The organism is Pseudomonas sp. PSB18 (genome assembly GCF_014596565.1).
Lineage (GTDB): Bacteria > Pseudomonadota > Gammaproteobacteria > Pseudomonadales > Pseudomonadaceae > Aquipseudomonas.
Genome location: NZ_NOIN01000002.1, coordinates 603431 through 621514 on the forward strand (window position 1 = coordinate 603431; position 18084 = coordinate 621514).

General features: G+C 59.4%; 16 protein-coding genes. 3 read left to right on the plus strand and 13 right to left on the minus strand.

Annotated elements, in window-relative coordinates; genetic code table 11:
* Positions 1-58: 58 nt before the first annotated feature.
* The 4 genes from CGA22_RS06810 to CGA22_RS06825 all read right to left on the minus strand — a co-directional run bounded on the left by CGA22_RS06810 (position 59) and on the right by CGA22_RS06825 (position 5204).
* Positions 59-2218, minus strand: coding sequence for a hypothetical protein (locus CGA22_RS06810; protein ID WP_041024005.1), 2160 nt, complete (start codon positions 2216-2218; stop codon positions 59-61).
* Entirely contained in the window at positions 2205-3398 is a 1194-nt protein-coding gene (locus tag CGA22_RS06815; RefSeq protein WP_041024006.1) for a DUF3142 domain-containing protein, read from the minus strand. The genes CGA22_RS06810 and CGA22_RS06815 overlap by 14 nt, the downstream gene beginning before the upstream one ends.
* 151 nt (positions 3399-3549) lie before the next feature.
* On the minus strand, positions 3550-4176 hold the full coding sequence (locus CGA22_RS06820) for a glutathione S-transferase family protein (protein WP_041024007.1): 627 nt from the start codon (positions 4174-4176) through the stop codon (positions 3550-3552).
* A gap of 125 nt (positions 4177-4301) precedes the next feature.
* Positions 4302-5204 (minus strand): LysR family transcriptional regulator, encoded by a 903-nt coding sequence (locus CGA22_RS06825; RefSeq protein ID WP_188258523.1) that lies wholly within the window; start codon positions 5202-5204, stop codon positions 4302-4304.
* A 307-nt stretch (positions 5205-5511) separates the two neighbouring features.
* Between CGA22_RS06825 and CGA22_RS06830 the strand changes: the two genes are divergently transcribed.
* The gene (locus tag CGA22_RS06830; protein ID WP_041021489.1) at positions 5512-7725 is read left to right on the plus strand and encodes an LTA synthase family protein; all 2214 of its coding nucleotides are present in this window, start codon (positions 5512-5514) and stop codon (positions 7723-7725) included.
* Between the two features lie 58 nt (positions 7726-7783).
* On the opposite strand, the gene CGA22_RS06835 is transcribed toward CGA22_RS06830, so the two are convergent.
* From CGA22_RS06835 to CGA22_RS06855, 5 genes are all read right to left on the minus strand, one after another.
* Positions 7784-8773 (minus strand): aspartate-semialdehyde dehydrogenase, encoded by a 990-nt coding sequence (locus CGA22_RS06835; RefSeq protein ID WP_041021478.1) that lies wholly within the window; start codon positions 8771-8773, stop codon positions 7784-7786.
* Between the two features lie 54 nt (positions 8774-8827).
* Positions 8828-9757: an EamA family transporter RarD gene (gene rarD, locus CGA22_RS06840; protein WP_041021479.1), complete on the minus strand. Its 930-nt coding sequence runs from the start codon at positions 9755-9757 to the stop codon at positions 8828-8830.
* Positions 9754-10500: an iron-containing redox enzyme family protein gene (locus CGA22_RS06845; RefSeq protein ID WP_052435093.1), complete on the minus strand. Its 747-nt coding sequence runs from the start codon at positions 10498-10500 to the stop codon at positions 9754-9756. The genes rarD and CGA22_RS06845 overlap by 4 nt, the downstream gene beginning before the upstream one ends.
* 82 nt (positions 10501-10582) lie before the next feature.
* Positions 10583-11377 (minus strand): hypothetical protein, encoded by a 795-nt coding sequence (locus tag CGA22_RS06850; RefSeq protein ID WP_041021480.1) that lies wholly within the window; start codon positions 11375-11377, stop codon positions 10583-10585.
* Positions 11378-12661 carry a cation:proton antiporter gene (locus CGA22_RS06855; RefSeq protein ID WP_052435094.1) on the minus strand — a complete coding sequence of 428 codons (1284 nt, stop codon included), beginning with the start codon at positions 12659-12661 and terminating at the stop codon, positions 11378-11380.
* A 325-nt stretch (positions 12662-12986) separates the two neighbouring features.
* Here CGA22_RS06855 and ftrA point away from each other — a divergent pair, with 325 nt between their 5' ends.
* Positions 12987-13982 carry a transcriptional regulator FtrA gene (ftrA, locus tag CGA22_RS06860; protein ID WP_041021481.1) on the plus strand — a complete coding sequence of 332 codons (996 nt, stop codon included), beginning with the start codon at positions 12987-12989 and terminating at the stop codon, positions 13980-13982.
* A 28-nt stretch (positions 13983-14010) separates the two neighbouring features.
* Here ftrA and nudK read toward each other — a convergent pair whose 3' ends face one another.
* Genes nudK through CGA22_RS06880 form a run of 4 tightly spaced genes read right to left on the minus strand, consistent with a single transcriptional unit; the run spans position 14011 to position 17354 of the window.
* Entirely contained in the window at positions 14011-14607 is a 597-nt protein-coding gene (gene nudK / locus CGA22_RS06865) for a GDP-mannose pyrophosphatase NudK (protein WP_041021482.1), read from the minus strand.
* A gap of 28 nt (positions 14608-14635) precedes the next feature.
* Complete coding sequence (nadE, locus tag CGA22_RS06870) at positions 14636-15466, minus strand: ammonia-dependent NAD(+) synthetase (protein WP_041021483.1); 831 nt, start codon at positions 15464-15466, stop codon at positions 14636-14638.
* Position 15467: 1 nt separating this feature from the next.
* Positions 15468-16697, minus strand: a complete 1230-nt coding sequence (pncB, locus tag CGA22_RS06875) for a nicotinate phosphoribosyltransferase (protein WP_041021484.1) — start codon at positions 16695-16697, stop codon at positions 15468-15470.
* A 9-nt stretch (positions 16698-16706) separates the two neighbouring features.
* A complete protein-coding gene (locus CGA22_RS06880) occupies positions 16707-17354 on the minus strand; it encodes a nicotinamidase (protein WP_041021485.1) in 648 nt (215 codons plus the stop codon).
* Between the two features lie 183 nt (positions 17355-17537).
* Here CGA22_RS06880 and CGA22_RS06885 point away from each other — a divergent pair, with 183 nt between their 5' ends.
* Positions 17538-18083, plus strand: coding sequence for an adenylyltransferase/cytidyltransferase family protein (locus CGA22_RS06885; RefSeq protein WP_041021486.1), 546 nt, complete (start codon positions 17538-17540; stop codon positions 18081-18083).
* The last annotated feature ends 1 nt before the right edge of the window (position 18084 follow it).

Here is an 18084-nt window from a genome sequence, read left to right on the forward strand (position 1 = left end):
GAAATTTGTGTTTTTAATTCTTCATGTCGGACGGCAAATCCGGTGAACTGGATCGAAGTCAGCCAGCCGACCTCTGCGCCTTGCGACGTCGACTGATCAACGCCAGCGCGCCTACGACCACCAGTACCACGCCACCGATCTGCAACCAGCGCTTGTAGGGACGCAGGACGGAACGCATCGGGTCGAGGGCCTGGGTGACGTAGCGCTTATCAGCCGCACGGAAATCCGGCTCCTGGCACTGATGACCGAAATCCCCCGCCCAAGTCACATAAGGACCTTCTTTCACGTAACGCTGATACAACGCGCTTTGTTCTTCCAGGCTCGAGTTGTACCCCACTGCCCTGCACAACACCGCCGCAAATGCCTGGCTGGTATGGGGCACATTGTCCGCCGCCTTGCTCGCCAGGGCGGTGGCGACGAAACGATAGTGATAGCGCTCGTTCGGTTGCGCGGCGCTGGCCTGCTGGCGCTGCACCTCCCCTTCCGCCACCAACGGCCCGACCTTCAACTCAACCGGCTCCAGGCTGTAACCGCCCCCCATGACGGCGTAGTCCGGCGCCATCTCGTAGCCGAGTATCTCCATGCCCCAATCGCGTGCCATCCTGGACGCATAGAAATACGCCTCGGCGCGCCGGGTAGGCCACCACTTGGTCTCGGCTTCCTGACGCAACTGCCCATAGGCACGTGCCTTGTTCTGCAGATCGGGGTTATCGAAGTAAGCCGGCGCCTCGTCATAGCGTCCTTCCCGCAACAAGCGGCGACCCAGCAGGTTACGCAGTTGCGCGGCGACCGGCAGTTGCACGTAGTTGTCGCGATCCTGCTGGCTCAATGGGGGTGGCGCCGGAACCTGGGCGTCGACGTACTGTTTCAATTCCTCGACGGTCAGTACCCGCTCGGCGACTGCAGCGGCGTCGTACCAATAGTTGCCCTGGCCACGGTAAAGCTGATCGAAGGCTTGCAGGTAATCGCCCCGTTGCAGGGCCAGGATCGCGCTCTCGCCTTCGACCCGGCACTTGGGCTGAACCGTCTCGTAATCCCAATCCGGCGTGCGCCGACTGCCCCAGGACTCATCCTTCGGAAACGCCTGGGCCGCCTTGGCATAGGCCGCAGCCGCCGCCGTCTTGTCACCGTCACGCACGGCCAGTTTGGCCCGCAGCCACCAGGCCAATCCACTGTCGCCAGCTTTGTCCACAAAGGCTTTGGCGCTGACGTAATCGCCATGCTGGTAGCTTACCGCCGCCAGCCGATCGGCATCATTCAGGTTGCCCTGACTGCTGGCTTGCAGCAGCTTGACCAGTCTCTTCTCACCGGATGGCTCCTCCCCATCCCACCAACTGATATGGCTGAGCAAGTAACTCGTCAGCAATCGTTGCACGGCATCGGTCTTGAGCAACTCGCTCAGGCGATCATCCGGCTGGCCATTAAGGTCCGCCGCCAGGTACAGCAACGAGCTGTAACCGACCTCGGAACCGTGCAGCGACTGGGTCGCATAGAGCTTGATAGCACTGTCCCAGTCGTCAGCGGTATAGGCCACCCTGGCTTCTTCGCCGAGACTGGCGATAGCCAGCTCCAGTGGATCACTGAAACCGGCAACGCTCAGGTCACGGACCTGGCGAAACGCCGCTCGGGCCTGATCCCGCGATGCCGCCGGATCTTCATTGCCCGCCTCGGTACTCACGGCAAACAAAGCCCGCCCCAGGGAATAAGCCGCCCAGGTACTGCGCAACGGGCGCTGGTCCGCCGGCAATGCCAGCAACGCCTGAAACGCCTGGGCAGCCTTCTGGTTTTCACCGGCACCAAAGGCGGCCGCGCCGATGGCGTACAACTGTAGCTCGGCCGGCAGGTTCGCCGCTTGCGCCGCGACCTCGTCGATATCAGTCAACGCCCGCAACCGCTCCACCAGCGCTTGCTGCGGCGGGGTCAGGCCAATCCGTTCGGCCTCGCTGCGCTGGGCCACGTAAGCAGACATGTCGTCGTAGTTGTAATCCGGGTTGCGCGTCGCCTCGCTGGCCGGCTTGAGTCCAGCAATGGCATGGCCAAGACGCTTGATCTCGAAGCGAAAGCTGCCTTCGGGTAATTCGGCCAAGGATTGGCCGCGGTTATCCAGCAAGCGCATCGGGAACTCCGGACCACAGGCCAGCGCCTGGCCCAACGGCAAACCGAGGCTTATACAAAACACCGGGCAGAGCAAACGACGAGGCCATTTACGGGTAGACATTGAAAGCTCCTTGTTCAATTTTTGTACAGCGCGCCCAACCCATGGCCCGATGGGCACCAGCAGCGAGGCGACCTTCCTGAATGCGGGTGAAGGTAAGCAGTCCGGGGGTTTGTTGCAACGTATAACCCGCCAAGGCATCGACCCCATCACATGCCCCGACGGCAAGCGTCACCCGCTGGGGCCAGGGGCTGTCGAGATTGCCCCGATTGACCAACCGGATATCGTACAAACCGTCCTTTTCCTCTATCGCCAGGGTCAGGCGGCTGTCGAGTTTGTCTCCACGAGCCACCGCGCCGAGGGTGGTCAGGCTCCAGACACGGCGGTCGCCCGTCAGCGGCAAGCGAAACCAGATCAAGCCAGCCAGGTGGGCCGGCGGTTCGGCGCGCAGATCCGCGGCCAGCCCGGCCACTTGTTGCGGTTCTGCCAGCAGTTCCAGCCGCTCGCCTCCCCTGTCGATGGGCACTTCGCTTTCAACCACCGGCGCGCCGCTCTCCTGGGTCAACAGCGCCACGCCATAAGCCGGCAGAGCCAGGTAGAACGGCCGCCGGGTGACCTTGCTCCAGCGCTCGGCCCAATGCCGGGCCTGTTTCGGATCGAACAACCCCTGCCGTGGGTCGCTCACCGCATGGACCTGTAGCACGCTGCTGTCCACGGTTTCCAGCAGCCCGGGCAGCGCGGGGCTGTCGAGCCAGGCCGGCAAGGCCGTGATACTCAACCGCAATGCGGAGGGCAGGGTTTGGCGTAACTGGCTCAGGAAAGTCCCATAGGCCGGCAACCGTGCATTACCGGCGTCATGGTCGATCTCCACGCCCACCGGGGTCAGGCCCTGGGTTTGCCAGTCACTCAACACTTGCTGGATCTGCGCAATGACCTCGTCCCGATCCAGCGTTCCGAGCTGGCCGTCCAGGCGGATCACCGCGATCAGCGGCCGGCCATCGGCCTTGAGCAAGGCTGGATCGATCCGCGCACGGCTCCAGCCTGCACGGGGAAACGCCTGCAAGGCCAACACCCGCAAGCTCGAGAAGTCCTGATGGCTCTGGCGCAGCGCCGACGCGTGGGCCGGCGTCCACTGGCGTTGCCAGATATAGAGTTGTTGATCGAGAGGCGCGGCGGGGGGTTGCTCGCAGCCCTGCAAAAGCAGCGCAACGAGTGCCAGCGATGTCCGGAAAAGAAAAGTCATGAACCTTCATCACCCGCTAAAACCCGGCAGATTACCGTGTCTTGCGCTGGACGGGCATAGGGCCAAGACATTGCGCCGAAGTTTTCATGTGCCACAACCAGGTCAGGGCCGCCGTATGCCGAACGGCCCCTCCCACGCGCTACAGCTACGCTCAGACGTGTTTCTGCAAACCGGCAGCCGTCCGCGGCATGCCCACGAACCCGGGCAGGGCCTCGATCCGCGCCAGCCAACCGCGGACATGGGCGTAGTCGTCCAGCGACACGTTGCCCTCCGGCACATGGGCGATATAGGTGTAGCCGGCGACATCGGCGATGGTGGGTGTATCACCCGCCAGCCAAGTGCTGCTGCTCAAATGTTGATCGATGATTTTCAACAGACCGTGAGACCGGGCGATCACATCCTCGGCGTTATAAGGCGCACCGAACACCGTGATCAGTCGCGCTGTGGCCGGCCCCGTATGGATCGCGCCAGCCGCCACCGACAACCAGCGCTGTACCCGGGCGGCACCCACCGGGTCGCTCGGAAGCCAGCGACCCTTGCCATATTTCTGCGCCAGGTACACCAGGATGGCGTTGGAGTCGGCCAGTACCACGCCGTCATCGTCAATCACCGGTACCTGACCAAATGGGTTCAGGGCCAGGAAGTCCGCCTGTTTGTGCGCGCCCTTGGCCAGATCGACGAAAATCACCTCGACCGGCAGCTCGAGCAGCGAAAGCATCAGTTGAACACGGTGGGCATGTCCGGAAAGCGGGAAGTGATAAAGCTTGATGGGGTTCATGGTCGACTCCGCTGGAAATGACGCCGTCAGCAGAACGGCATCGATGGCGTCATCTTCCCCCTCAGTTAAAAACTAGAGAATCACCCGTAAACGCAATCCATTATTTCCTTCAGCGAAACAATGCATCAACGTCCCAAGGCCGGGTGTCTACGCAGGGCGCTGACCGTGAAATCAACAAAACTACGAACCCGCGCCGGCGCATTGCGCCCTCCCTGATACAGCACATGAATCGGCAGCGGCGGCAGTTCGAAATCGGCCAGGACGATTTCCAGCTCTCCGCTGGCGATCTCTCCCGCCACTTGATAAGACAACACACGGGTCATTCCCAGGCCCTGGCAGGCGGCCGTGATGGCGGCCTGATTAGCGGTGACCACCAACCGAGGTACCGGCCGGACCGCCAACGCTTGCCCGGCGTCGAGGAAGGTCCAGCTTCTGACTTGGCCGATGGCCGAAGAGGCCACTACCGGCAGCCGCTCCAGCGCTTGAGGATGCTGGGGTCGACCATGCTGAGCGAAGAACGTGGGAGAGCCACAGACGACCCGCCGCACTTCGCCGACGCGGACGGCGTGCTGGTTACTGTCGGGCAGCTCGCCGATGCGCACGGCTACGTCCATGCCCTCTTCGACCATGCTGACGTTACGGTCCAGCAGCAGCGCGTTGATGCTGACTTCCGGATACTGTTGCAGGTACTCCACCAGCAGGGGCGTGACGAACAACTGACCGAACAGCACCGGCGCGGTGATCGTCAGTTGCCCCCTGGGCTGGGCATGGCTGCCGGCCGCCGAATCCTCGGCTTCCTGCAAATCACCCAGGATCCGGCGACAGTCGTCCAGAAAGCGCTGGCCGGCTTCGCTCAGGTACACGCTGCGGGTAGTGCGAACCAGCAAAGGCGTGCCGATGCGTTGCTCCAGCGCCGCCACCGCGCGGGTCACGCTGGCCGCCGACAGCCCCAAGCGCCGCGACGCCGCCGAAAAACCCGACTCCTGGGCAACGGCAATAAACACCTGCATCTCCTGAAACCTGTCCATCCATCCCCCGATGAGAAATCCTGATACAAGTTTTCCAAACGCCGCAAAGCAGCGCCGCACGGCCATTGTAGGGCCTGAGCAAACGAACCGTAGCGTGGCGCCCCGGTTGCAACTGATCAGTCTTGTTACCATCGCGCCCATCATTACCGTTTTATGACTAATAAACAGCACAGAACCCTGTGGGAGCGAGCCTGCTCGCGATAGCGGTGAATCAGTCGCCATCCATATCACTGACCGATAGCTATCGCGAGCAGGCTCGCTCCCACAAGGGTTTGTGCCGTTGCAGACTCAGTACAAGGCCATTTTCGTGAACGTTTTATTCCGTGGATTGACCCGTCCCCTCGCCCCTTTGATCACCTTGGCCGGCCTGGTCCTGATCGTTCCCCTCGCCCTGCGTCTCGCACTGGGTTGGTCCGATCCGTTGGGCTACCTGTCCGACCTGGGCATTGGCGGATTGTTACTCACGCTGCTTTACTGCCGCCCCCTCTGGCTGACCTTGCCTGTGCTGCTGGCCTGGACCCTGCTGACATTGGCCAACATCGAGTTGATCAGCGCGGTCGGACGCATGCCCAATCCTACGGACCTGCATTACCTGACCGATCCGCAATTCGTCGAAAACTCCAGCAGCGGCGGCTTCGCCCATCCCTGGTTGGCCACGCTGCAACTGACAGCGCTGGGGCTCTGGCTGATGGTCCAGTGGCCAGGCCGCTCACGCCGCGCACCGTCCCTGCCATCCCACGCGTGGGCATTGCCGGCGCTGCTCCTGCTGGTCCACGGTACCGTACAGTCCTGGCGTCCCACCGAGGCGGACCAGTGGAATGTGTTCAATCTACCCCATCAACTCGCCACGGCGACGGTCGCCGCCGGGCAGGACCGGATCCAGCACTGGGTTGACGGCGATGCAGGCGTCCAGGTCCCGCCGATGGAAGGCCTTACCCGGCTGGACCTCGATGGAAATAAACTACTGCCCGCGCCAGGCCAGGCGCGCAACGTGTTGGTCATCACCCTGGAAGGCATCCCCGGTGCCTATATCAATGCCAACCGCCAGGCCCTGAAATCCGGCTATCAGGAAAATCCCATGCCGCGCCTCAGTGCCTGGGCCGAGCGAGGCATGAACACACCCGATTATGTCCTGCACAGCCACCAGACCATCCGCGGCCTGTACGCCATGCTATGTGGCGACTACGACAAGCTGGACGACGGCACGCCCAAGGGCGTCGAAATGCTCAACCAGACCCAGCGCAACCAGGCCTGCCTGCCGGCCCAGTTGCGCCAGCATGGCTTTGCCACGCATTTCCTGCAGGGTGCGGGCCTGCGGTTCATGGCCAAGGACCGGATCATGCCCCACATCGGCTTCGACACGACCCTGGGTATGGAATGGTTCACCCGACCGGCCTACCTGGAATTCCCCTGGGGTGTGGATGACAAGACATTCTTCGAGGGCGCGCTGGACTACGTCGGGCAGCTGCAACAGGCGGACAAGCCCTGGATGCTCACCCTGCTGACCGTGGGCACCCACCAGCCGTACTCAGCGCCGGATGACTATCTGCAACGCTATGACACTGCCAAGCAGGCCGCCGTCGGTTACCTGGACGACGCGCTGCACAGCTTCCTCGACGGCCTGGAACGCCAGGGCATCCTGGAAAATACCCTGGTGGTCGTCACCTCAGACGAATCCCATGGCATCGACGACGTGCGCCTGGCCTCGTCCTGGGGCTTCAACCTGACCCTGGCCCCCGAGCCATTGCCCAGGATCAAGACCGGCGTCTACGGCCATGTCGACCTGAGCGCCTCGATCCTCGATTACTTCGGCTTTGTGGTGCCCAGCTCGTTGTCCGGCCGCTCGATGTTCCGGGACTACGCGACAGGTCGGGAAATCATGTCATTCACCAACGGCAAGTTGCGCTATCACGACGGCAAGGGCACGTTTACCGAGTGCGATTTCCAGCAACATTGCCGTGACTACGCCAGCGAAGGTTTCATCGCCAATCGCGCCACGTACACCGGGCAGTACAGCGGCCAGCGTGCCCGTTTGATCGACGCCCGCGCCACGGCCCTGGGTCAGACCCTCTCACCGACGCCGTTCAACCAGCACTATCAATTTGGCAGCGCGGACAAGATCGCGCTGCCGGCCCAAGTCACTAACGACTGGACCGACAACCTGATCGGCGCCCAATACCTGGAAATGCCCAAGGGTTCGCAGACCCGCGTCAGCCTGACCATCCGCGCCCTGGAGGCCGATCATGCCGCTTACATTTCTCTCAAGGCCAAGGAATTCGAGCGGGATGTGCCGATGGACCTGCCCACTGAGGTAGCAGTGACACCCGAGCAACCGCTGGTGATGAATATCAGTTTTGATAACCCGCAACAGCGAAAGGCATTTTCCTTCCATCTGCTCGGTCATGGCGTGGGCGCGATCGAGATCAGCGATTTCAGCGTCGTGACCGAACTGCCGGACCAGACGGACCAACCTGAATACCTGGATGATATGCAGGCAGACCAGGAGCTCCAATCCAGTTAAATAAAAAACGCGCAGCTGTTGAACAGCCCTGCGCGTTTTTATTCAGCCCCAGACGGGGTCAATCATTGACCAGTTGCATGATCTCGAATGCATTCAGCGCGGCGCCACGTAGCAGCTGGTCACCGCTGATGAACAGATCAAGCCCGTGTTCACCGTAGATCAGGTTGTAGCGAATCCGCCCAACCTCCACCGCGTGCTTATAGGTCGACGTCATGGGCATCGGATATACGCTCTGCGCAGGTTCGTCCACCACTTCGACACCTGGCGCGGCACGCAACAGCTCACGCACCTGCTCCAGCGACTTGATCGGTTTCTTGAAGCGCAGACTCAGGCTCTCGGCGTGAGAACGCAAGGTGGGAACCCGAACAGCCGTGGTGCTGATGGCCAACTCCGGCTCGCCCAAGACCTTGCGCAACTCCCAGACCACTTTCATTTCCTCGCGGGTATAGCCATTCTCTTCAAACGAATCGACCTGGGGAATCACGTTGAATGCCAGGTTATGAGCGAAGTTTTCACTTCCATCCTGGTCGCCATAGTCACTGAAGGCCTTGGCCTTTTCCCGCAGTTCCAGCATTGCAGGCTGCCCGGCGCCACTGGCCGCCTGGTAGGTAGAGATGATCGCACTTTCCAGCCCGAAGGCGTCATGCAATGGCCCCAGCACCATCAACGCAATGGCTGAGGAGCAGTTGGGGTTGGCGATCAGTTTTTCACCCTTGTAACGCTGACCATTGATCGGCGGTACAAGCAGTGGAATATCCTGGTGATAACGGAAAGCCGAAGAGTTATCGATGACATAGGAGTTCTCAGCCAGACGCTCCCCATACTCCAGGGCGAAGGACCCGGAAACACACAAAAACACGATATCGCACGAAGCACAGCCTTCGACCGAAAAGGGTTCGATCAGGTGCTCGGTGTTACCCGCCTTCAAGCGCTTGCCAGCCGAGCGCTCGGAGGCCATGCAGACCACCTCGTAATCGGTGTTTTCAAGCAATTGCAGCATGGTCAAACCCACTGCACCGGTGCAACCCACTACGGCGACTTTCTTCATTTCGATTCCTTATCCAAAAAGCCCGCGCTGCCTGGAGACGGCGCGGGCGGTCTATTACGCCGTGCGCATTTGCACGGATAACCTGGCAGCTGCCGCTGCACGCTGGACCCGGATCGAATTCAACGTAAACAACGCAAGCGCCAGCCAGATAAATGAAAACGCCGCCAGCTTCAACGACGAGACCGGTTCACCATAAACGAACGCCGCCAACAAGAAGTTGCAGATTGGCGGAACAAACTGCAAGAAGCCCAGCGTGATCATCGACAATTGCTTGGCAGCCAGACTGTACCACCACAACGGCAGCACAGTGATCAGCCCCGTCGCAACGAGCAACAAGTCACGGGTGCCCGACTGCATGAACTGGTGACCCACCCCCTGTGATTGCGCCAGCAGCAGGAACAGCGCAGCAAACGGCAGCAGCACAGCAATTTCCAGGGTCTGGATAACCACCGGGTCGCCTGGAACCTTCTTCTTGAAGAGCCCGTAGAAGGAATAGCAGAAACCGATGACCAGTGCGATCCACGGAAAGGAATGCAGGTTCAGCAGCTCGAAAGCCATCAGCGTCACGCCCGTCACGGCGAGAAAGATGGCCCAGGTCTGTAGCGTCGTCAGACGCTCCTTGAAGATGACCCGAGACACCACCATGCTCATGATCGGGCTAAGGAAATAACCGAAGGCCACTTCCAGCACCCGCCCGGTCATGATCCCGTAGATGTACATCAGCCACCACAGCCCCAGCACTGCGGACACGGTGAGTACATTGACTGGACGAACAGTCTTGAGCGTGGTCCGTAGGGTTCCCACCCGCGCGGTCAGCAACACCAGCGCGACGAGAAACAACTCGGCAAACACCACCCGCCAGGACAGCAGATGGTAGGCATCCAGGCCCACCAGCGGTTTGTACCAGAGCGGGTAGGACCCCCATAGCAACGTGGCACCGAGCCCGAAGGCCACGCCTTGTCCGGATTCGTTTTTTACGCTCATTGGCGTCCCTCAGCGTTGAGTTTGCGCTCGATACCATCCCAGTACACTTCCATCAGGTGCAGGTACTGTTCAATACCCTCGGCGAACAGACGACGTTCTTGTGGCGTTTGCAGGTGTTTTTCCATGACGTTGAATACGGCGTTGGAGTGACCGACTTCGACTTCCATGTGCAGCGTCCAGAAGAAGCGTCCGCGTTCGCTCACGCCTTCCTTGATCAGACCGTCGTTGTACTTGGAAACCATCGACGCAGACATCGCCTCATCAGCGAACAGGCCCCCCAGGGCTTTCTGCAAGGGCGGCTTGCTGTAAAGCGCGCAGATGCCGTCATTCAAGGCTTGAGTGCTAGGCAGGCATTTGTAGGCGTCGATCTGTTCTTCGCTGATGCCCTTGTCGAGCAGGAACTTGCGGTACAGGTCCGAGTGGGATTGGGTTTCACCCAATTCATCACGGGCGTTGAACGCGATGGTACGCAACACCGCTTCGTCGCGGGTGATGGTGGAAATCCCGCACACGTAGAACGGCAGGTACTTGAAGTAATGCAGCGTCTCCAGGTACAGCACCTTGCTTTGCTCTGGCGGCAAGCCATGCTGGGCATAGGCATTGAGGAACGGGTGTTCGGTAGCGCGGTGCTTGAGGATGTAGTCGATCTGCTCATCCATGAACAGCTTGAGTTCCAGGTCGACACCCTCGTTGCGTACGACGTAGGCGGTTTCGGATTGGAAAGTTTCTTGAGTAATGGACATGGCTTGCTTCCTTGAGCCCTGGGGGCAATGTTGATTCACATAAGAAACCGGACGGACACCCGTCCGTCCGGCCCCGCGCCGGTCAGGCCTCTTCGGTGGTCCTGGCTTTGGTGTCCCAGATCACTTCGATACTTTCATGGGCGACATCGGTTCGCCGGTCGTGGGCACTGGCCCAGCAGGTGTTGAGAATGATGCGGGTGGTTTCCTGTTGGATCGGCACCACGTGGTGCAAGGTGGTATCGGACTTCAGGAAATACACGTCACCCTTGAGGTGGTGATAGGACTTGATCGGATTGTTCAGGATGTATTGCCAGATCTGTGGGTTCTCCTTGTCCCACTCGCTGTGCGGTACGCATTGCAGTACGCCGCCGATCGCGGGGTCCTCAGGGGCCTCGATGATCCAGATCATGGTGTAGGGGTAGTCACCCCAGTGCCAGCCGTGGGTGTCGCCTGGATGGCTCAGTTTGGTGATCAGGTATTGCTCCTGCTCCCAGCAGGACGCCAGATCGTCGCCTGCGATGTTGCCAAGGAAATTGCGCAGCGACTCGGACTTGTAAAGCGCCGGAATAAAAGTCCCACCTTCGGCGATTTCCGGCTGATTAACGTTATACATCTTGCGATAAGTATTACCGGTCGATGGAACAGTGACATCACGGCGTACGGAATATTCATCCAACAATGCATGCACTTCGGTATGAACATTCTCCAGGATTCGCTTCGGTAGAAACGAAAAGTTTTTGAAGTTGAAATACCCATCGCGGCGAAATTCATTACGAATCTGCTTCATACGGTTTTCATCTTGCAAAATAGCCTGGAAGTGCTTGGAGAGTTGCTGCTCCATTACATCAATGACCAAGCTAGATGTTTGTTCGCTCATTTATCGCTCCATTCCATTGTTATCGGTCGGTGCTACAAACCCATTGGGCACTGCATGCTCAAGGCTCACCAAGTGCCCACGGGGGGAAAACTTCCTGTTCTGCAAGCTCATCAGTGGCCCGGTCATCAACGTCGTGACGATGGTCATAATCACCAGGGCCGTGAACAATTCAGCGCCGATGATTCCCATGTCCAGGCCGATTTTCAGAACCACCAGTTCCATCAGTCCGCGGGTATTCATTAACGCGCCGACGGTCAATGAGGTCGGCCAGGAACAGCCCACCAGCCGGGCTCCCAGCGCGCTGCCAGCGACCTTGGCGAACACCGCGACCAGCAGAATCACCACCAGTACCCAGATGCCCAGGCCGGTAAACGCCGATGAAGTGGTGCTCAACCCGGCCAGAGTGAAAAAACACGGCATCAGAATGATCAGCGACACGTGTTCCAAGCGTTCGATGATCATGTCCAGCAAGCGCTGCTCTCGGGGCAGGCACAGTCCGAAAAGGAAGGCGCCAAACACCGCATGTACTTGCAGCGCATGGGTCACGCTGCCGTAGATCAGTACTCCAGCCAGCAGCAACACCAGTACCATCGGTTGGGCGAGTCGCCCTTCTGCGGCTAGCCAGCGGGCCAACAGGGGTCTGAGGATCAGGAAAGTAAACGCCACCAACAACACCAGGCAGGCTCCGCGAACCACTAGGGCGATCCAGTTGCTGTCGTGACCGTTCACCATCGCCACGGCGGCGATCAGCATCCAGGCCACAACATCGCTCATGGCCGCAGCCAACAGGGCAATTGCCCCGACTTGGGTCGTGAGCATGCCGCGTTCCTTGAGAATCCGCGCCAGTACGGGAAACGCCGTGACCGAAAATACGGTGCCTATGAACAGGATGAAGCCCAGCCGAGAGGTGCCAGGCATTGCGAAATGCTCGAACAGCCAGGGAGCGATTGCGGCACCGAGCGAGAAAGGAATGACGATACTGAAAGCGCCGATGAAGAGGGCCTTGACGCCGGTCTTGCTCTGCTTCAGCGGAAACCGGAACTCGGCGCCTATGACAAACATGAACAACAAGATACCCAGCTCGCTTAATACCTTGAGCTGAGTGATGGCGTTACTATCAAATAACTGTTGATGGAAGGCCGGAACCAACTGCCCCAGGATCACCGGGCCCAACAGGAAGCCGGCAACCATTTCCCCCACGACTTGGGGCTGTCCCAAACGGTTGAATACCGCACCCAGAAGTTTTGCTGACAACATGACGAACAATATCTGGATCAGCAACATAGTCCATTCCTTCACGACGTCCGTTAATTCGCTGTTCATCTAATCCAACATCAGCGTCTCGACCTTCAACAAGCTCCCTTATATGAATCAATGGTTGGCTCACGCGCACCTCACCGACTCGATCTATCGACGAAGGTGAAGAGCAGAAATAAACCTGGAAGGCGACAATCGTGTACCGGTGTATGTGGGCCTGTGCCGGTGATGCAACTGCACCGTTGTAGGGCGCAGCCGTCTTGATTTTCCTGATTGTCTGCCAGCGATTGTAGGGGGATGGGCCAGTCCGCTACAGTGCAGCAATCGACAATTAGCGGTGAATTTACGCCAAATGCATGCTCATCCTGGAACCGTGGCAATCCTCGTCTATGAGGGCCTTTGCGTATTCGAGTTTGGTATCGCCCTAGAGATATTCGGCCTGCCTCGCCCAGAATTGGACATCCCTTGGTACACCCCTCGGATCGTCGCCGTCGACCCGGGGCCGATGCATGCGTTGGGCGGTCTTCAAATCTCCGTCGATGCCGGGCTGGAAGTCCTTGAAACGGCGCGCACCATCATCGTTCCCGGTTGGCGCAACCGTCAGGAACCGCCTCCAGAAGCGTTGCTGCAAGCCCTCAGACGCGCCCATGCCCGGGGAGCACGTTTGCTGTCGATCTGCTCGGGTGTATTCGTACTTGCCGCCACGGGGCTGCTTGATGGCGAGACGGTCACCACGCATTGGCAGTTTTCCCGTGAACTGGCCGAGCGGTTTCCCCTCATCAAGGTCGATCCGAATGTGCTGTATGTCGATGCGGGGCAAGTGATTACCTCGGCTGGCAGTGCGGCTGGTATCGACGCCTGCTTGCACTTGATCGCACGGGATTTCGGCACGCACATTGCCAATTCGGTGGCCCGTCGCCTGGTCATGGCGCCGCAAAGGACTGGCGGTCAGTCACAATTCATCGTCGCGCCAGTCTGCAAATCGCCGCGCAACGAGTTGACCCGTGTCATGCAATGGATTCGCGAAAACCTCGATCAACCCCTGGGTATTGCCGACATGGCTGCCCGCGTCGCCATGAGTGAACGCACCTTCCTGCGGCGATTCATCGAAACCACAGGCCTGTCGCCCAAGGCCTGGTTGCAACAGGAACGACTGAACCGGGCCAGGGAGCTGCTGGAAACCACTGACCAAAGCACCGCCGGCATCGCCCAGGCCTGCGGGTATCGGTCAGTGGAAAGTTTTCGAGCGGCGTTCAGGAATGCCGTCGGTTTGCCACCGTCTGCCTACCGTGAAAGATTCGGCAGCGGGGAAGTCAGTCAACAGGCAGCCTGGAGAGCCAACTGCTGACTCATGATCACCGAGGTCCGACCCTGAGCTAATCCAATAACCGATGTAACTTGGCGTACTGCAACAGCATGATGGTCTTGCCGTCGCAAATGTCTCCCGTCTCGATCATGTCCAAGGCCTGATCGAGCGGCATCTCCAGCACCTCGATCTCCTCGCCCTCCGCTTCCAGCCCACCGCCTTCATGCTGCTTGTCTTCGTCGAAATACTCGCCGACGAAAAAGTGCAGCCGTTCCGTTACCGAACCCGGGCTCATGAAGGCTTCGAAGACCTTGCGCACGTCCTGGATGACGTAGCCGGTTTCCTCCTGAGTTTCCTTGCGGATGCAAGTGTACGGATCGTCGTTGTCCAGCAGGCCGGCGCAGGTTTCGATCAGCAGGTCATCGTGCCCATTGACGAAGGCCGGGAAGCGGAATTGCCGGGTCAGCACCACGGTCTGCTTGGCCTTGCTGTACAGCAGGATCGTGGCTCCGTTGCCACGGTCGTAGGTCTCGCGCGTCGACTCCTGCCACTGGCCGTTGCGACCGAGGTAGTCATAGGTGGTCTTGCGCAGCACATACCAGTTATCCGAGAGGACTTCGACATTCTTGATGCGCACACGATCTTTGATGCTGGTTGTCCGGGTCATTCATCCACTCCATTCAGGGGTTGTTCGTTCAAAATGCCGGGACCCGCGGCAGGGCTCGTTTGTGGGCGGTCTTGAGGTAGGCGCGTTCGATGATCTGTTGCGCCTGAGCAGACACCTGTTCGCCCATCAGGTACGCATCGATTTCCTCGTAACTGCAGCCATACGCCGCCTCATCCAACCGACCGGGTGCCAGGTCTTCCAGATCGGCGGTCGGTGCCTTGCGCACCAGATATGCGGGAGCCCCCATGGCGTCGGCCAACCAGCGCACCTGAGTCTTCGTCAGCCCGGACAGCGGCGCCAAGTCGCATGCACCGTCGCCGAATTTAGTGAAAAACCCCATCACCGCCTCCGCGCCATGGTCGGTACCGACCACCAGCCCGTCGCTCATATTGGCAATGGCATATTGTGCCAGCATCCGTGCCCGGGCCTTGACATTGCCTTTGGCAAAGTCGGTGAGCTCGGCCGAAGGCTGCAAGCCGTCGATCGCGATAGCGGCCATCAGGCCGTCCACACACGCGGCAATGTTGCTCGTGGTGATCAAGTCCGGCCGAATGAAGTCCAGGGATGCTTGAGCGTCCTGCTCATCTGCCTGGGTCTTGTAAGGCAATCGCACGGCGATAAAACGCGCCTCGTAGTCCTCGCCTCTCAATTGTTCCACCGCCAACTGGCATAGACGCCCGGCTGTGAGCGAGTCGACGCCGCCGCTGATACCGAGTACCAGGGACATGCAACCCGACTCACGCAAAACCTGCTTGATAAACCCAACGCGACGGGCAATCTCGATGTGCTCACCGCCCTGTTTGAGTTGGCGATCGATGCCCAGTTCCCGGGCAATGCGCTCTTGCTGAAGTGAAGTCATATCAGGCTCCCAGTTGTGGATTGATCAGGGCAACGTTGAACACTTGGGCGGCATAGCGAAGGAACGAAACATCTTCACAGACGTTCTTGATCGGGTCATCGGAGAACTTCACCACCGGCTCGCCATGGACGCGCACCAGTTTCATGACAATGCTCAGCGGTTCGACCCCTTCCACATCGCAGGCCAGACTGGTACCCATGCCGAAACCGAACTTGGCCTTGCCGCGAACATGTCGCAGGATCGGCAAGCATTTTTCGAAATTGAGGCCATCGGAGAACATCAGGTCCTTGGTCCGCGGGTCGACACCCAATTCGTGGTAACGCCCCAGCACCTTGTCAGCCCAGACAATAGGGTCACCTGAATCCTGGCGCAGCCCGTCATACAACTTGGCGAAGTACAGGTCGAAATCCTTGAGGAAAAAGTCGGTGCTGATGCAGTCCGTCAGCGCGATACCGAGCCGACCACGGTACTCGCGCACCCAGTTCTCCAAGGCCGCGTTCTGACTTTCGCGCAGGCGCCCGAGTTGCTGGTGGACCATCAGCCACTGGTGAGCCATCGTGCCGATCAGCGGGAGATCGAACTCATACGCCAAGTGAGCGTTACTGGTGCCGACAAACACGCCAGGGAAATCACTGCGCATGATATTCACCACCTCACGTTGCGCCCGGAAGGACAGCCGACGGCGGGTGGAAAAGTCGGAAACACGGAACTCGGCGAGTTCTTCACGACTGGCGTTTTTCTCCAGCCATTCGAACTTCTGGTACAGCTTGCGGGTAACGTCGGCCAGTTCGACTTCGGGGTACTTCTCGCGGTTGCGCAGCTCGCTGACCATCGCCAGTACCGGCTGCTCGAACATGATGCAGTGCAACATCGGACCGCGGACGCGGATATGCAGTTGGCCGTCGACCTCCGATACATGGATGTAGCGCAGATTGAAGCGAAACAGACCGAGGAACTGTTCGAAGTCCGGTGTCAGGTACTCGCGGAAACGCTTGTTGAACAGAAACCTTTGCTCGCCCTCGCGCAACTGCAATCCGGCAAGCTTTTCCAGTTCCACACGAATGTCCGGGATCAGGTGACCGAGCCGCTCTTTGGAACGCACGATGAACTGATACTCCACCTCCACGTTCGGGTGCTGGTGCAAGACCGCCTGCATCATAGTGAAGGTGTAGTAGTCGGTATCCAGCAGGCTCTGGATGACGCCACTGTTTGAGTCGAATGCGCTGTCCATGTTTGCTCCTTACTCGCTTGCCAGACGGATGGTTTCTTCGCGGGTCCTGGCCAACCGGATCCCCGCTTGCTGCAGATCCTGAAGGGTTTGCGTGGCGCCCTCCTCACTGATGGCCCGGCAGGCCGGAAGGTGAACGATCACGTTGAAGCCGGCGGCAGCCAGTTGCAGGGCGGTGGTCTTGACGCAGAAATCCAGCGCCAGCCCGCCGACAAGGACTTGCTCCACACCCAGCCCCTTCAGATATTCGATCACCCCGGTGGACAGCTTGCCGTGCAGGTCGTGGTAACAGGCGCCATACGGGTGAAAATCCGGCTCGACGCCCTTCCAGACGAAATAGTCGTAGTCGTAGGGGGTCGGCAATTCGTCCAGCAAGGTGAAACCTTCGGTGCCGGGGACACAGTGACTCACCCAAGTGACGTCGGCGTGCTCGAGCCCGGTCGGTGTGAGCATCTGTGAATGATCGGCGACCACCCATGGCGCCTGAGGCGAGTGGGCATCCTTACTACCGACGCGCAGGCTGGCCAGGGAAGCGATGAAATTCAGTTCATCGCCAATCTGCTCACCACCAGGCACTGGCAGCTCATCAGGGCAAAGCGGTGTAAAGCTCTTTTGCGCATCGACATCGAAGGAAGCCGTCTTACGGTTCAGGCTATTCATACTGGTTTCTCCTGTTCACGGCAACGAGAGTACATAACGTGTACTTTAATGACAAGTCACCGTGAAAAAGAATTTCCACTGAAGCTTTGTAAATGCCAACTGGTAGGCAAACGTAATCAGACTATTTCGTCGAACACGATTTTGATGATACGGTACATGTCGTGTACCCAAAGAGGATAAACCATGTTCGAACTGGCCCTGTATGGCGGCGCCTTCAATCCCCCTCATGCCGGTCACGCCCAGGTGATGATCCAGGCGTCATGCCAGGCCAGGCGCGTGCTGGTCACCCCAAGCTTCCGGCATCCCTACGGCAAGCGGATGGTTGACTATGAAGTTCGCCTGAAATGGCTGGAGTCGATCGTCGAGCACGTTCAGCCGCAGTGCTGCGCGCCAGTGCACGTAAGCCGGGTCGAGCAGGTCGTCGCGCGTGGCGTCGAAGGCGCCATCTATAGCTACACCCTGCTTGCTCACCTTGCCGACAGCCTGGCCTTGGACGGCAAACGAATAGCGTTAGTGGTGGGTCAGGACGTCGCGGATCAGCTACCGACCTTCTATCGCGGCGAGGAATTACTGGAGCGCTTTTCCATCCTCTGTGTGGAAGAAAGGATCCCTGTGCGCAGTACGCTGGTTCGCGAGCGACTGGCATTAGGCGAACTGTTGCCCAACCACTGGATGGCACCCGGCATGGACCCGGTAAACTACGACCTTTACGCTACCCACGGAAACTGAC

Coding starts and splice junctions, on each gene's coding strand:
- CGA22_RS06810 (WP_041024005.1), bottom strand. CDS start 2,218: ATGTCTACCCGTAAATGGCCTCGTCGTTTGCTCTGCCCGGTGTTTTGT.
- CGA22_RS06815 (WP_041024006.1), bottom strand. CDS start 3,398: ATGACTTTTCTTTTCCGGACATCGCTGGCACTCGTTGCGCTGCTTTTG.
- CGA22_RS06820 (WP_041024007.1), bottom strand. CDS start 4,176: ATGAACCCCATCAAGCTTTATCACTTCCCGCTTTCCGGACATGCCCAC.
- CGA22_RS06825 (WP_188258523.1), bottom strand. CDS start 5,204: ATGGACAGGTTTCAGGAGATGCAGGTGTTTATTGCCGTTGCCCAGGAG.
- CGA22_RS06835 (WP_041021478.1), bottom strand. CDS start 8,773: ATGAAGAAAGTCGCCGTAGTGGGTTGCACCGGTGCAGTGGGTTTGACC.
- rarD (WP_041021479.1), bottom strand. CDS start 9,757: ATGAGCGTAAAAAACGAATCCGGACAAGGCGTGGCCTTCGGGCTCGGT.
- CGA22_RS06845 (WP_052435093.1), bottom strand. CDS start 10,500: ATGTCCATTACTCAAGAAACTTTCCAATCCGAAACCGCCTACGTCGTA.
- CGA22_RS06850 (WP_041021480.1), bottom strand. CDS start 11,377: ATGAGCGAACAAACATCTAGCTTGGTCATTGATGTAATGGAGCAGCAA.
- CGA22_RS06855 (WP_052435094.1), bottom strand. CDS start 12,661: ATGTTGCTGATCCAGATATTGTTCGTCATGTTGTCAGCAAAACTTCTG.
- ftrA (WP_041021481.1), top strand. CDS start 12,987: ATGCATGCTCATCCTGGAACCGTGGCAATCCTCGTCTATGAGGGCCTT.
- nudK (WP_041021482.1), bottom strand. CDS start 14,607: ATGACCCGGACAACCAGCATCAAAGATCGTGTGCGCATCAAGAATGTC.
- nadE (WP_041021483.1), bottom strand. CDS start 15,466: ATGACTTCACTTCAGCAAGAGCGCATTGCCCGGGAACTGGGCATCGAT.
- pncB (WP_041021484.1), bottom strand. CDS start 16,697: ATGGACAGCGCATTCGACTCAAACAGTGGCGTCATCCAGAGCCTGCTG.
- CGA22_RS06880 (WP_041021485.1), bottom strand. CDS start 17,354: ATGAATAGCCTGAACCGTAAGACGGCTTCCTTCGATGTCGATGCGCAA.
- CGA22_RS06885 (WP_041021486.1), top strand. CDS start 17,538: ATGTTCGAACTGGCCCTGTATGGCGGCGCCTTCAATCCCCCTCATGCC.